The sequence below is a fragment of the Paenibacillus sp. UNC499MF genome, from assembly GCF_900107975.1.
Taxonomy (GTDB): Bacteria; Bacillota; Bacilli; order Paenibacillales; family NBRC-103111; genus Paenibacillus_F.
The window spans coordinates 1-14,272 of record NZ_FNVF01000003.1 but is presented as its reverse complement, the minus strand read 5'-3'; the positions used below and the strand labels follow the sequence as shown (position 1 = coordinate 14,272).

Below are 14,272 nucleotides of genomic sequence, written 5' to 3'. Positions count from 1 at the left end.
TCGGGGTCGCTGCAGGACGTTTGTTTTTTACGGAAGGCCGTTGTTTGCTGCCTTATGATCAGTAAAGGCCGAGCGAGATGTACTTGATCTCTACATATTCTTCGATCCCGTATTTGCCGCCTTCCCGGCCGAGGCCGCTTTCTTTCATGCCGCCGAACGGGGCCTGGGCGGAAGAAGGCAGGCCGTCGTTTACGCCGACGATGCCGTACTGCAGACGCTCCGCGAGGCGGATGGCGTGGTTGATATTCGAAGTGAACACGTAGGACGCGAGTCCGTATGGAGAATCGTTCGCCTGCCGGACGGCATCGTCCGGATCGGTAAATTCGACGATCGGCGCGACGGGCCCGAACGTCTCTTCCTTCATGATCAGCATGGAGCTGTCTACGCCCGTAATCAGCGTCGGTTCGAAAAAGTACCCGGCATGCCGGGGCACTTCCTTCCGGCTGCCGCCCGCAACGACGGTTGCTCCGCGTTCGACGGCGTCGGTCACATGCTTTTGAATCTTGTTCAGCCCGTCTTCATCGATGACCGGTCCTATTGCGGAGTCCGGGTCCATGCCGTCGCCGACTTTTAAGGCCCGGACTTTGTCCGCCAGCAGGTTCTCGAACGCCGGACGGATGCCCTTCTGCACGTAAATCCGGTTGGCGCAGACACAGGTTTGACCGGCATTGCGGAACTTCGACAGCAAGGTCTGTTCGGCGGCCAGCTCTACGTCGGCATCGTCCAGCACGATAACGGGGGCGTGACCGCCCAGCTCCAGCGATATTTTCTTCATCGTATCGGCGGAAGCGCGCATGATGTGCTTGCCGACCTCCGTCGAGCCGGTGAACGTCACTTTCGCTACCCGGGAGTCCGCAAACAGCGTGTCGCCGATCACGGAGGCTTCTCCGGTCACGATGTTGAGTACCCCGGCGGGTATGCCCGCTTCTTCGGCCAGCTTGGCCATATACAGCGCCGTCAAAGGCGTCTGTTCCGCCGGCTTGACGATACAGGTGCAGCCTGCCGCGAGCGCAGGTCCTACCTTGCGCGTAATCATGGCGGCGGGGAAGTTCCAGGGCGTGATCGCCGCCACGACACCGACGGGCTGACGCAGGACAAACATCCGCTTGCCGGAACTGGTAGCGGGGATGATATCCCCGTACAGCCGCTTGGCTTCCTCGGCATACCAGGAGATGAAGCTGGCCGCATAGGCGATCTCGCCTTTGGCTTCGGCCAGTGGCTTGCCCTGTTCCGTCGTCATCGTCTTCGCCAGCCCTTCCTGATGGCTCATCAGCAGGTGGTACCAGCGCATCAGGATATCCGAACGCTCGTAAGCGGACAAGGTGCTCCACGATTGAAAAGCGTTATGTGCCGCCTCGATAGCGGCCTTCGTTTCGGCAGCGCCCGAATCCGGTACGGTCGCAATTTCCTGCAAAGTGGAAGGGTTAACGACCGGGATCGTTTTGCCGCTTTCCGCTTGAATCCATCGGCCGTTCACGTAATTGAGCCAGCGTTTGGAAGTCGTTTCGGAAGTCGTTGTAGTCATGAAGAATCTCCTCCTTTTGATACGAAAAAAAGCTTATAAAGTAAAAAAGGCGTCAAGACGCCCTATCTGAAAAGCGGCGCCTGGAATAAATGCCAGGCAAATGAACGTATACGAGCCGGTTCATCTATTCACGGACCGGCATCCTTATTTATTATACTCCTTCCGGAAGCCGTTCGCACACCGGCCCTCCCTCCGTCCTGTCTCAGCGCTTTGGCAGGTTTAAAGGGAAGACAGCCCGCGCAAAAAGCCTCTTTTTAAATCAGGGCCGCAGAAATAGGGGAGCGAAAGCTCTTCGTTCTTTTCGTGTATGGGGTATCACCGTCAGATAAAACGGGTATCTATGAAAAGAGGCTTTTACCGGAACCGGTGCGGCATCCGTAGGCAAAGGCGAGAATAAGCGTACGCCGTACCGGAACGGTCAACACTCTTTTATCGGGAGGCCGAAGAAGAGTGAACGGAAGGAAGGGTGAGATCATGACAGAACAGCAACCATCCAACGGATACGGGCAAAATACGAAGCAGCGCACTGCCGGCGATTCCCTGGGACAGGTTCAGCTCCCGGCTGACGCCTATTACGGAGCCCAGACTCAGCGTGCGGTGATGAATTTTCCGATCAGCGGCTACCGGCTGCCGAGGGAGTTTATCAAAGCCCAGGGCATCATTAAAGCATCGGCCGCGGCCGTACATAAAGATCTGGGTGAACTGGACGGCGGCATCGCGGATGCGATCCTGGCTGCGGCGGACGAGGTGATCGAGGGACGCTGGGATAGCCAGTTTGTCGTCGACGCTTTTCAAGCCGGGGCGGGGACGTCGCAGAACATGAACGCCAACGAGGTGATCGCCAACGTTGCGCTGGAGAAGCTGGGGCTGGAACGCGACCGCAAGGATAAGATCCATCCCAACGATCATGTGAACAAAGGGCAGTCGACCAACGACACGATTCCGACGGCGATCTGCATTTCCCTGCACGAATCCCTGGAGCGGAAGGTCCTGCCCGCCCTGGAAAAGCTGACGAACGAGCTCGCGAATAAAGCCCGGGAGTTCCATTCCGTCGTAAAATCGGGCCGCACCCATCTTCAGGATGCGGTTCCGCTTCGTCTCGGGCAGGAGTTCGAAGGCTACGCGGCCACGATCGGCGGGATGCGGAAACAGCTTGAAGGCGCCGCGGACGGCCTTCTGGAGCTGGGCATCGGCGGGAACGCCGTCGGCACAGGCGTGAACAACCACCCCGAATATGCCGCCCGGATGGTGGCCGAGATCGGGCGCCGCACCGGCACGCCTTACCGGCAGGCTCCAAGCCGGTTCGCCTTTATGCAAAACCCGTCGGCGGCTCTCCGTGTAAGCGGACTCCTGCGGGATGCCGCCGTGCATCTCATTAAGCTGTCCAGCGACATCCGGCTGCTTAATTCCGGCCCGCAGACGGGCCTTGCCGAAATCCGGCTGCCCGCGGTGCAGCCCGGCTCTTCCATCATGCCGGGCAAGGTAAATCCGGTGCTCCCGGAGATGCTGTATATGGTCTGCTGCCAGGTGATCGGCAACGATACGGCCGTTCGGACGGCGATGATAGGCAGCCAGCTTGAAATCAACGTGATGATGCCGGTCATCGCCCACAATGTGTTGCAGTCGGCGCATATTTTGAGCACTGCGGCGGACGCGTTTTGCGAACGGTGCGTGAAAGGGATCGAAGCCGATGAGGAGCAGTGCCGCTACTGGATGGACCGCAGCCTGTCCCTGGTCACGATGCTGAATCCGGTTATCGGTTACGACAAGGCGGCCGACATTGCGAAGGAATCGCTCAAAACGCAGAAGCCGCTCCGTCAGCTCGTCGTCGAGAAGGGGATTTTAACCGAGGACGAGTGGGAGCAGATTGTGCGGGACAGTCTGTCCGACTAAATGCTCATAACTTGCGCTCGGATATTCCGGCGAATGCAGATCTAAAGCAAAATCCCGGCTTGTGGCGCATCCTGCGTACACGGGCCGGGATTTTTCGTGTATGGAAACAATTGGAAACAAGCGGGAGGGCAACTCTTAGATCTCCCGAGCCTCGGCGCGTTCCCTCTTCATCTCGATGACGATGGAAACGGCAGTTCCGGCGGCGTGAGTGGTTAGCCACCCGCATGTTACGCCGGGCACTGCATGCCGGGAGCTTCACACGGTGCGTAAAGCGGGATTGCGTAAGAGCGCCGGATTTTATCTCGGAGGAATAGGGCCGGAACCTTTTTATAGCGAATAAAAGGAAAATTAAGGTATAATATCCTCGATCTCCTTGTTCACTCTATTGGAGCCGGATCGGGAATAAAAGCACGATTAAAGGTACGGGGGAGAGCTGGAATGAAGCTGCGTTGGAAAAGGTGGGCAGCGGGCTTTGGAGCCTTGGCTGTCGCAGGGGGAATCTGGCTGGCCGCTTCGGACTACGAAGTGAGAAGAGATGGGGCGGCCCGCAAAGTCAGTGCGGAAAATGCGCCCGGTGCCGACGCGATTATCGTGCTCGGAGCCAAGGTGCATCCGGACGGACGGCTTTCGGAGATGTTAAAAGACCGGATGATCACGGCAGCGGAGCTGTATGAGAGCGGAAAGGCGGATAAAATCCTCGTATCCGGCGATCACGGGACACTCGGCTACAACGAAGTAAGAGCGATGAAAGATTTCCTTCTTGAGCGGGGGATCGCGGAAGAGCATATTTTTATGGATCATGCCGGCTTTAACACGTATGAATCCATGTACCGGGCCAAGGCTATTTTTCAGATCCGCAAAGCCGTCGTCGTAAGCCAGGACTATCACTTGGCACGCGCGCTGTATGATGCGGAGGGACTTGGCATTGAAGCGTACGGCGTAGCGGCGGACCGTCAGGAATACCGGGGCATGACGAAATTTAAGGCCCGGGAAATGGCTGCCAGAAGCAAAGATTTCGCTCTGATCCGGTTTTTCAAACCGCAGCCTACCTACCTGGGGGATGTGATTCCCATTACCGGGGATGGCCGGGCAACTGAAGATTCTTGGCTGACCGAGGACACCGTGTGGCGCCCCAATGCCTGAGTAAACGGTGCAACGGACATACAGGCCTCAACCCGAAAAGCGCCTCTTGCGGGCGCTTTTTTCAGTGAGTACCGCTGACCGGGGAGGCCGCGTCCGCCGAGGCCGCGCAGCCGTTAAGCCGGTCTTCCGGCTCGAACCAGATATGGCGGTAGTCGATATGTCCGAAGGCGTTCAGCCGGAGCCCCCTTACGCTCTTGTGGTAGGTGGTCTGCATTCTCCGGTGATAAAGAAAATGGACCGCGGCGTCTTCCGTAAGAAGGGATTCAAGCTTGTCGAAAAGGTCCAGCCGCTTGCGGGGATCGGGCTCGGCAAGCAGTCCGGCCACTCTCCGGTTCAGCTCCGCGCGCAGCGGGTCGTCAAACATGCGCCGGATCGACCCTTCCTCCTGCATAAACAACTCCAGCAAAGAAAGCGTCTCGCTTTCGTCCAGAACGACTTCATACAGAACAAGATCGGCTTCACACATCACATCGGGTGTGAGAAGCTCATTCCGATCATGAAGCACTACCTTGATATGAAGTCCCGCTTTGAGACAGCGTTTTACTATCCAATCGAAGTCTTCAACCGTTTTGCACGAATCCTTGCAGTGGAGCGTCAGCTCCGTTCCGGCATAGTTGGGGGAATACGGGATACCGGCGGTGTCTTCTTCCCGGGTATTCTGGTAAGGATCGCAGCCCAGCTTCAAACTCTTATCGAGCAAAAAACTGGCGGCCGCCAGAGCGCGGCTTGCGCCAAGCTCTTCGACCATAGCGGACGCCCGGATTACGGAACGCACATACCGGCGGAGGCCGGCGTCCTGCAAGGGGCCCTCCTTGCGCCGGTTAAACGACAGCAGCGCGCATCCCGACGAGATGCATTCCACCGCCTGCCAGTCCTGCTGAGGTTTGGAACCCGGGGCGTAAGGAGAGCGCTGAACCACATTGCAGGCGTCCGTCATCACCACAAGTTCCGGATAATCCCGGAGCAGAATATGCTCGACGACATCAAGGAAAGGGCGCCCCAGGTAATAGCGTTCATTGGCGTGCAGGAGGTACCCGTAGCCGGGGCGGATCTCCAGCCGGAAAGGTCCGGTGCCGACCGGACAGGCGAAGTAAGCCGCGGGATCCGACTCGCAAAGCTCTCGTGGCAGAACCGCCGCGGACGGAGAGGTCAGACAGTGCGGGAAAAGCACGTGCGGCTTACTCAGCACGAATTGGATGGTCATCCGGCTTGGAACACGAATCTGCCGGACATCTTTCAGCATCCAGCGCTGGGGCGAGTACACCCCGGGATCGAGCAGCCTCCGGAAGGAGTACTCGGCATCGGCCGCCTCCAGCTCGCGGCCATGGTGAAAGAGCACGCCTTTGCGCAGGTAGAATGTCCAGACCGTGCAGGTTTCATCCGACTCCCAGTGATGGGCGAGACTCGGGACGAAGTCGCCTGCGGCTCTGTCGTACCGCACGATAGTGTCGAATAACTGGCGGCTCAAATGCACATCATTGGCAAAGAGCAGGGCGGCCGGATCGAACGTCCGGTAAGTTTTGTTGATGGGCAGCCGCAGCACGTCGGCGTCCTGTTCCGTTTCCTTCGCCTTGTATCCGAAATAGCGGGATACGTGCTGGAGCAGTTGCTCTTTCATCAGAGGCGTATCCGCATACTGGTGTATCCATTCGAAAGCTTGCTGAAATTGTTCCTTCTCGGCAAATTCGGCCGTTTGCTTCATGAGCATTTCTTCCAGGGTATAATGGAAGTGGAGCTCGGATTTGTTCCCGCGGCCGCGGCCGGGAACCCAGGTGATCCAGCCGGATTCGGACATCTTGCGGATCACGATTTTGACGTTGCGCACGGTACAGTGGAGGCGTTCGGCGAGTTCCTCCTGGGTGAGGGAGACGGGAAGCCCTTGGGGTACGGCGCCGTACGCTCTGCACAATTCGAGATAATGATGGGTGACCTGCATCCCGATCCCGCCTTTCCTTGAGAATTTTCTCCTGATTATACAAGAAGCGGGTAAGGAGCGAAAGCGAACAAGCTCAAAAAATAAAGGAATACAAGGGAGGGTCCGTGTGTGAAAACAGAACCGGCCGGCAAAGCCGTCATAGTGACGGGAGCGGCCTCCGGCATCGGCCGCGTGCTCGCGCGCCGCTATGCCGAGCGGGGGGAGGCCGTCGTCCTGGCGGATCATGACGAGGCTGCCGGAGAAGACAACGCGCGCAGAATCCGCGAAGACGGCGGGGAAGCGCTGTTCGTTCCGGCGGATATGAGCCGGCCCGGCGATATCGTCCGCCTTATCGAACGGGCAGCCGCCGCGTACGGCGCGATCGGCTGCCTGATCAACAACGCCGGCGTCTCCGAATGGAAGTCGCCGTACGATTTGACGGTGGAGGAGTGGGACCGAGTCCTCCACACGAATCTGCGCGGCACGTTCCTCTGCGCGCGGGAGGCGGCGAAGCGGATGCGCGAAACCGGAGGCGGCAGCATCGTCAACATCGCGTCCACGCGGGCGCTGATGTCGGAGCCGTCCTCGGAAGCGTACGCCGCTTCGAAGGGAGGGATCGCGGCGCTGACGCATGCGCTCGCGGTTTCGCTGGGCCCGGACGGCATCCGCGTGAACTGCATCAGTCCCGGCTGGATCGAGACGGGGGATTACGGGGCGCTGAAGCCGTCCGACCACAAGCAGCACCCTGCAGGCCGGGTCGGGACGCCGGACGATGTCGCCAGGGCCTGCTTTTATTTGACCGATCCCGAGAACGGCTTCGTTACCGGAGAGAACCTCGTGCTGGACGGGGGAATGACCCGCAAAATGATGTATGAAGAATAGAAAGACCGGAGCGGGGTGCGCTCCGGTCTTCGCTTTTTAACCGAATAATTGTAAACTGATAAGGAAAGGGACTTTATATTAAAAAAAGAGGTGTTTTTCATCCGGATTCTTATTATATATCTTCTTATCGTTAATCTTGTCGCGTACGTGTGGATGGGCGCGGACAAACGCAGGGCGCGCAGCGGGGAGTGGCGCGTACCGGAGAAGCGGCTGTTCCTGACGGCTCTTATCGGAGGGGCTCCCGGTATCTGGGCAGGCATGTACGCTTATAAGCACAAGACCAGACATTTCGCGTTCAAATACGGAATTCCGCTTCTGCTGGCCGTCAACGTAATCGTTTTCTGGAAGCTGTTCCGTTTTGTAGCCGAGTAAAGATTCATGCCGGAGAAAGCCGGGTAAACGAAACTGGAAACTACTTGAAGATTAATGAAGAAAAACTCCAATTGATGTGGTAGAATAAAAAAATACATAGGAATTATTTTTATCGGGATTACAAAGGTACGGCGACAGTCGTTAAGCCGGGATGCCTCCAGGGCCGCCCGGCCGAAGAGCAGGGAAGTAAGCCATCCGACTTGACTCCTTGAACCAAACACCCTATGATGGAAAGGCTGCCGTCCGCTGCTGCTCGCGGATGGCTTTATGCTGTGGACTTCAACCCCCGGCTCCCGGCGCAGCTGCGCCATATTTTCGGCCGGAAACGCACATTCTTTTTAACGACCGGAGGAGATCGTGATGGACCATACATTTCTGATCGTCAAAGTGGCGGAACAGGAACAATTACATACGGTGATCCGAACCCTGAAACAACATATGCTGGCTCCTCTGCTGGCCTGGAAAACGCCCGGGAAGAGACACCGGTCTCACCTGATTCTGCGCGGGGATCTCGCCCGCCTGACGGAGGCCAAATTACTGCTGGGCGGCCTGATGTCGGCCCAAAGCATCGAGATGGATTTTCAGGTGCTGATGCTGGCGTCGTAGCGCATTTTCCAAGCTTCTCCCTTCCGGGATAAAAGTCCCTAAGGTTGTCAGTCCATAACCGGTATGCTAAGGTGGACGTACATCCTTTTTGAAGGGGGCGCCAGACGGAATGAATCCCGATTTTATTTCCATCCAGATGACAGACGGCGAATTGAAATATTCCCATAAAAAAAGTGGTCTGGGACTTACGGTCACGACGAAAGAACTCATCGTCCAGAAACCCCACGTCAATTACTATATCCCTTTGCAGGCGATTCTCAGCATCGTGCCTTTCGAGGCGGCCAAAGGACGCACGCTTACGCTGTCTTCCCGAAGCGGAGGCGGGAGCGAGCTGACTTCGATGTCGGCCGGTCTTCCGCATTACAAGCTCAGCGTCAGCGGAGTAAAGCTTCACAACAGAAGCGGCATCTTCGCCATGGGCGCGGTGGAATTCATCGTTCCGCTGCGCGACGAGCTGCTGCTGACCGTCTCGCGTTTGAGCGGCCTTCACGCCGTGGAGTAAGGCCGCAGGCAGCCTGAACACAGGACGACGCACATACAAAACCCCCGCAGGAAAGCCTTACGGCCTCACGACTGCGGGGGTTTTTGCATAGCCGGTTCCGGTGAATGCGGCTTCCGTGCCGCGCCCGGAGTAACGACCTTACGCCTTTTGCGGCGTCAGGTCAAGCTCTGTCGGATGAGGATTCGGGCCGGTAGCCGGCCTCCGCTTCCTCGCCCAAGCCGTGGTCATCATCGATGGTGCCGGCTGTGTAGGACTTGAGGAACTGCTCCCGGGTCAGTTCCGTTCCCTGGGAGGAAGAGGCTTCGCCTGCATCCTCGGAGGATTGGGGGGCGCCCAGTACGAAATTGGGATCGTGATTTTCGGCCATAGACTGTATCTCCTTTAGAAAGACCTCCGCTTGGAGGGCCTGGATGGATTTAGTATGTGCCGGACCCCGCCGGATTATAACTTTCGCTTCGCTTTTAAACAGCGTGCCGTCCGGGTATTCTACTGCTTGAAAAACAACTTAAGACTTAACATAGCTTTTTAAATAGAAAAAACAGACCAGACATTAAAAAAACTTAATGCCCGTCTGTTTTTCGTTTTCTTCGGCGCCTTTGAAAAATTGCTCGACCAGTTTGTCCAGCCTCACGATCTGATGACCGTAGTCATAGATCCCGGAAGCAACCACAACGAGCCGGTGCAGGTCCCCGGTGCTGCTGGAAGCGTCCGTTATGAGTCTCAGGAAAGCGTCGTTTTTGAGATCCATCGCTTCAAGCTTCTCGTAGGACTCGTTCTTGTACTTCTTCTCGAATTTCATAAGCACGTACTCATGATATTGGGTAAGGGCTTCCAAGTGCTCGTCGACGAAGGCGTTCATGTTTGAAGTGCGGGAAGCCTGGAAATAATGCTCTTCGACCAGCTGTAAAATGTCTACGCCCTTGCGCAGGGTGTGAAGCATCTGCTTGTAGACGACAAGACGCTTGGACTGGCTGTATTTCAGCCGCTTGAGCTTCTTCTGCTCTTCTTCGAAGAGCTTGTATTTCTCCTCCAGCCGGAACAGCGCGCCCACGACGCCGTCTTTCGTCTCCTGAAAAACGGATTCTTTCATTTCATTGGAAATGACGGTCCTCTGTAGCGGCGAGATCTGACTGAAGACCCCGTGCACTTCTTCCATAAACCGCTTCTGCCAGTTAGGCGGGAAGAACAGCACGTTAATGACGAAAGCGGACCCGACTCCGAGCGAAGTAAGCAGAAAGCGGTTAACGGCGAACCACCAGTGGCCGCCGGAAGCATCCATGACCGCGATAACCGTTACGAGGGTGAGGCCGATGTTCGCTTCCATTTTCATTTTAAGACAGATCATAATGGCCAGAATACAAACGATCCCGATGGCGATCGGGTGCTTGGGAAAGAACGTACCGGCGACGAGCGCGAGCGCGGCTCCCAAGGTGTTGGTTTGCAGCTGATCGAGAAAATAACGCCAGGAACGGTAAATGGACGGCTGCAGGGCGAAAATCGCGGCAACCGCGGCAATAACCGGGGCGGTCGTATGCAAAAGCATACTTAAGTACAAAGCTAGAGTGACGGCCATGCCCGTCTTTAACATTCTGGCTCCGAACGTCACATGCAGTAACTCCCTTCAGATGGTTCGAGATGACGAACTCATTATCGCATTGCAGGAGCGAACTAGTCAATCGGCCGGAAAATTACCGGCGGAGCGGGCCGGATAAGCGGCATGAAAACGACATGCGGCCCCCGGTTGCAGTCAAAAGCTGTTAGTTTCACATACCCGCGGGAACGGTTATTGAAAAGGTGTAGAGGCTGGGAGGCATATCATGGAGCTACTATTAATCGTCATCTATTTGGGGATCGTACTGCTTGTTATTGAAATTTCGGCAGTACTAATGATGCTCACCGGGCTGGATCACGAAATCGCCCGCTTTCAGGTCACTTCCCTGCTGACAGGCACGGGCTTTACCACACAGGAATCCGAGCTCATTATCCGGCATCCGGTTCGCAGGCGAATCGGGATTTTTCTCATTTTGTTCGGCGTATTCTCTCTGGCCGTTATCATTACCCTGGTATCCAACCTGCTTGAAAAGAGGTTCCGGCTGCCGGAACTGCTTATCATCACGGGTATTCTGGTTTTGCTGCTGGTTCTTCTGAAATTGAAGCCGATGCACAAACGGCTGAGCGAAAAGCTTCATGCGCCTCTGGAGGAAGACGAAGGCGTGGAGGAGCTGCCGGTAAGCGAGCTTTTATACAAGGACGAAGAAGACTGGATCACCGATATTCCCATCATGGAAAATTCCGAATACGAGCATTGTCATATCGACGAGCTCTGTACGGAAGATGAAGACATTAACCTGCTCTTTGTGCAGCGGGGATCGCTCAGAATCCGGAGACGGAGCGAGAATTCCGATACCACCATAGAAGCGGGGGATGTTTTGTACGTATACGGCAATAGAAAGCAGATCTCGGAAAAATTCAGCAAAGAGCTGGAATACAGACACGAAAATATGATCGACGAAAACAAAGCCGTCTCTCTCTTGTAGCGAAACTATTCCTTCTTCCATGCGTTTAAACAATATGGAAAACTCTAACAAGTGGAGATGGGGGAATTAGGATGAATAACAAACGTGCGGTCCGCTTGCACAAAGCGGGGCTGCTTACGGTGGCCGGCTCTCTCGGAGTCGGTCTTCTGCTGCCCGGAAATATATATGCCGACAATAAGTTGTCGACTCCCGCTTACAGGTTTCAGGAGGATGCAAAAGTCGTGACCGGAATTACCCCGGTTCCGTCAACCGATGTCCGGGTCAACGCCAAGCTGGAGAAAGAGGCCAAGATTACAAAAGAGCAGGCGATCGCCAGGCTGAAAGAATTGTTTCCCGACCTGAAAAAAGCGGAAGTGTCGTCGGCGAAGCTGGACGATTCTACGGACAGCTATCCACCCGCTTCGGGGCTTTTCTGGACGATCACATGGTCCGTGACGACGGGAAATTCCACTTCGTCCTTTCACAGTACCGTGGATGCCGAGATAGGAGATGTTCTGTCCACTGCATTTCCTCCCGACAGGCTTCAAGAAGAAGAGAGCTTTTACCCCCCGGCGGTCAATCAGGAGAAAGCCGTTCAAATCGCCTTAGACTTTGTGAAAAAGGCTGTGCCGTCCCTGGAAAAAGAAACCCTCGAACCTTATTTTACTTACGGCTCACAAAGCGCGCTGTTCGGGCCGGTCTCATACGATTTGTCATTCAGGCGTAAAGTGAACGGGCTGTTCGTCGATTTCGAAGGCATCAACGTCCGGGTAAACGGGGAGGGCCGTGTTACGGGGCTCATGGCCAATTTTCACCGGAGCCCGTTTCCTTCCGTGACTCCCAAGCTAACCGGAGAGGAAGCCGCCGCCAAGTACAAGAAAGACTTTACGGTCGATTTGCAATACGTGAAGCTCCACAGCAGCTCGGGCTCTGAAGAATGGATACTCGGCTATGTGCGGAATCCTTTATTTTACATGCCTGTCGACGCTCAGAGCGGGGAGTATGTATCCACGGGAATCTATACCGCCTACGGCTCTTCGGCTTATGTGGATATCCCGAAATCCGGCTCTTCTTTCAAAGCGCATACGGGAGGAACGCTAAGTGCGGAGCAGGCCGTAGAACTCGTAAAAGCGACGGGTTACGTTCCGGAGGGAAGCAAGCTGGTCCAGAAGTCCGAACAGGAAGACTGGCGCGTGCCGGGACAGCTTGTCTGGAGTCTGAACTGGGAGGAAGAGACCGAAAACGGCAACAAATACAATGCGGTTGTCGATGCCCGGACGGGTCAAATCCTCGAATTAAGCGATAACGGAGTTTATCCGCCCTGGAATCGGAATCCTGACGTGAAGGCACGCAGCATTACACAAGAAACCGCGGATGCGAGAGCGCTTCAATTGATTGACAAACTCATTCCGCAAGCTTCTGAAAACTGGAAGCTGGTGAAGAACAATTTGGCAGCGGACAATGCATGGAATAAGAAAAATGAGCCGTTCACGTACCAGTTTCAGCGGGTTTATAAAGGAATTCCCGTTCAGGATCAGCTCATTATCCTCCATCTCCGCGGAGACGGGAGTCTCTATACCCTTCAGCTTCCATACGAGCAGGAAGACATCGAAGAGGCTTTAAAGGCGGTTAAGCCCGCTGCCGTGACGAAAGAGGAAGCGCTGAAGCGCCTGCAGGGCGATGGTCAAGTAAGCTTGTCCTATACGATGAACGGGGCCTTCTACAACAGAGGCGATGAGAAAGAGAAAAAACTGCTGCTCGTTTACCGGCAGGTTGCCGGCGAGGAGACGATCCAGCAGGTGCTCGATGCGTCGTCCGGCAAGATCCGGGATATGAGGCCGTTCAGCCAGCCGGCCGCCAAGCCGCCCGAGGCTAAGGATATACAAGGGCACTGGGCGCAAAAAGAGCTGGTCGAACTCGTCCGTCTCCAAGTTTTCGTGCCCGAAGCGGACGGCAATGTGAACCCCGATGCCGTTCTGACTTATGGGGATTGGCTGACGATGTTTGCACGCGGAATCAGACCGGTGCCGTTTTACGGGGAGAGCTACCGGAAGGCCGAAACGCTTTATGCGGATGTCCAGCCGGGGAGTCCCTACTACGGAGCTGTCAGTTTGCTGACCGATCTGAACCGGTTGAAAGTAGACCCGGAGAAAAAGCTGGGTGTGGATGAGCCTTTGACGCGCGAGAAGCTTGCCTGGGCGGTTGTCAACGAGCTGCGGTATGAGAAGCTCTCCTCCCTGCTGAATAAACCGATCGGCAAAATCGGGGTAACGGACGAAGACAGCATCGGTAACAAAGCCGACGTCTTTCTGGTCATGAAGCTGGGCCTGATGCAGGATATCGGAGGCGAGTTCCGTCCGCATGACAAAGTAACGCGGGCGCAGGCGGCCATCGTTCTGATGCGGATGGCGGAGCTTCAAGGCAGAACGGATCAGCCGGTTGCCTATTAGGCGTCATCAAAGCCGAGGACGCCAATGAAGCGGATTCGGCTTTGCAAGGACGTAAACCGCCGGATAAAAAATACGGCAGCGAGGATGACCGGTACGCGGAGTCCGGAAATGGGGGCAGCCTAGCGACAAAAAAAGCCCGGCCTGAGTTATGGTCAAGCCCCCATTTAACGGACATTGAAAAAAGCCTAGGCTGCAAGCTGGCGTCGATACTCCATCGGCGTCAGCTTGTTTAGCTTTCGCTGTGGACGATGATGGTTGTAAAAATGGATGTAATCCGAAATTCTTTTTTGTGTTTCATCAAGACTTCGGATATTATACAAGTAGAGCCCTTCCGTTTTGAGATGCGAGAAGAAGCTCTCCATGGAGGCATTGTCTAAACAATTGCCCCGCCTAGACATGCTGATTCGGGCGCCAACCTTTGGCAGCATGTCGTGATACGCGTGAGACGTGTACTGGAATCCTTGATCG

The 14,272-nt window shown here is 55.8% G+C and carries 13 protein-coding genes; 8 read left to right on the top strand and 5 right to left on the bottom strand.

Annotated features, from left to right (window positions below; translation table 11 throughout):
- Nucleotides 1-58 precede the first annotated feature (58 nt).
- Nucleotides 59-1,525, bottom strand: coding sequence for an NAD-dependent succinate-semialdehyde dehydrogenase (locus C4S74_RS08100; RefSeq protein WP_103994848.1), 1,467 nt, complete (start codon nucleotides 1,523-1,525; stop codon nucleotides 59-61).
- 474 nt (nucleotides 1,526-1,999) lie between these two features.
- On the opposite strand from C4S74_RS08100, the gene C4S74_RS08095 reads away from it, so the two are divergent.
- Nucleotides 2,000-3,418 (top strand): aspartate ammonia-lyase, encoded by a 1,419-nt coding sequence (locus tag C4S74_RS08095; RefSeq protein WP_103994847.1) that lies wholly within the window; start codon nucleotides 2,000-2,002, stop codon nucleotides 3,416-3,418.
- A gap of 438 nt (nucleotides 3,419-3,856) precedes the next feature.
- A complete protein-coding gene (locus C4S74_RS08090) occupies nucleotides 3,857-4,561 on the top strand; it encodes a vancomycin high temperature exclusion protein (RefSeq protein WP_103994846.1) in 705 nt (234 codons plus the stop codon).
- Nucleotides 4,562-4,622: 61 nt separating this feature from the next.
- On the opposite strand, the gene C4S74_RS08085 is transcribed toward C4S74_RS08090, so the two are convergent.
- Nucleotides 4,623-6,497, bottom strand: a complete 1,875-nt coding sequence (locus C4S74_RS08085; RefSeq protein WP_103994845.1) for an ABC transporter substrate-binding protein — start codon at nucleotides 6,495-6,497, stop codon at nucleotides 4,623-4,625.
- A gap of 108 nt (nucleotides 6,498-6,605) precedes the next feature.
- On the opposite strand from C4S74_RS08085, the gene C4S74_RS08080 reads away from it, so the two are divergent.
- The 4 genes from C4S74_RS08080 to C4S74_RS08065 all read left to right on the top strand — a co-directional run bounded on the left by C4S74_RS08080 (nucleotide 6,606) and on the right by C4S74_RS08065 (nucleotide 8,838).
- Nucleotides 6,606-7,358 carry an SDR family NAD(P)-dependent oxidoreductase gene (locus C4S74_RS08080; RefSeq protein ID WP_103994844.1) on the top strand — a complete coding sequence of 251 codons (753 nt, stop codon included), beginning with the start codon at nucleotides 6,606-6,608 and terminating at the stop codon, nucleotides 7,356-7,358.
- A 90-nt stretch (nucleotides 7,359-7,448) separates the two neighbouring features.
- Nucleotides 7,449-7,730 (top strand): DUF1294 domain-containing protein, encoded by a 282-nt coding sequence (locus C4S74_RS08075; RefSeq protein ID WP_103994843.1) that lies wholly within the window; start codon nucleotides 7,449-7,451, stop codon nucleotides 7,728-7,730.
- A gap of 360 nt (nucleotides 7,731-8,090) precedes the next feature.
- Entirely contained in the window at nucleotides 8,091-8,336 is a 246-nt protein-coding gene (locus C4S74_RS08070; protein ID WP_009672463.1) for a hypothetical protein, read from the top strand.
- A gap of 109 nt (nucleotides 8,337-8,445) precedes the next feature.
- On the top strand, nucleotides 8,446-8,838 hold the full coding sequence (locus C4S74_RS08065) for a hypothetical protein (protein ID WP_103994842.1): 393 nt from the start codon (nucleotides 8,446-8,448) through the stop codon (nucleotides 8,836-8,838).
- Nucleotides 8,839-8,998: 160 nt separating this feature from the next.
- Here C4S74_RS08065 and C4S74_RS08060 read toward each other — a convergent pair whose 3' ends face one another.
- Together C4S74_RS08060 and C4S74_RS08055 are read right to left on the bottom strand one after the other, a co-directional pair.
- Entirely contained in the window at nucleotides 8,999-9,205 is a 207-nt protein-coding gene (locus C4S74_RS08060; RefSeq protein WP_103994841.1) for a hypothetical protein, read from the bottom strand.
- 183 nt (nucleotides 9,206-9,388) lie between these two features.
- Complete coding sequence (locus tag C4S74_RS08055) at nucleotides 9,389-10,444, bottom strand: aromatic acid exporter family protein (RefSeq protein WP_103994840.1); 1,056 nt, start codon at nucleotides 10,442-10,444, stop codon at nucleotides 9,389-9,391.
- Between the two features lie 211 nt (nucleotides 10,445-10,655).
- Between C4S74_RS08055 and C4S74_RS08050 the strand changes: the two genes are divergently transcribed.
- A complete protein-coding gene (locus tag C4S74_RS08050) occupies nucleotides 10,656-11,375 on the top strand; it encodes a TrkA C-terminal domain-containing protein (protein ID WP_103994839.1) in 720 nt (239 codons plus the stop codon).
- Nucleotides 11,376-11,446: 71 nt separating this feature from the next.
- Nucleotides 11,447-13,804 (top strand): YcdB/YcdC domain-containing protein, encoded by a 2,358-nt coding sequence (locus C4S74_RS08045; protein WP_103994838.1) that lies wholly within the window; start codon nucleotides 11,447-11,449, stop codon nucleotides 13,802-13,804.
- A gap of 185 nt (nucleotides 13,805-13,989) precedes the next feature.
- Here the strand turns inward: C4S74_RS08045 and C4S74_RS08040 are convergent.
- A partial coding sequence (locus tag C4S74_RS08040; protein WP_146065485.1) for an IS3 family transposase occupies nucleotides 13,990-14,272 on the bottom strand: 283 nt, incomplete at its 5' end.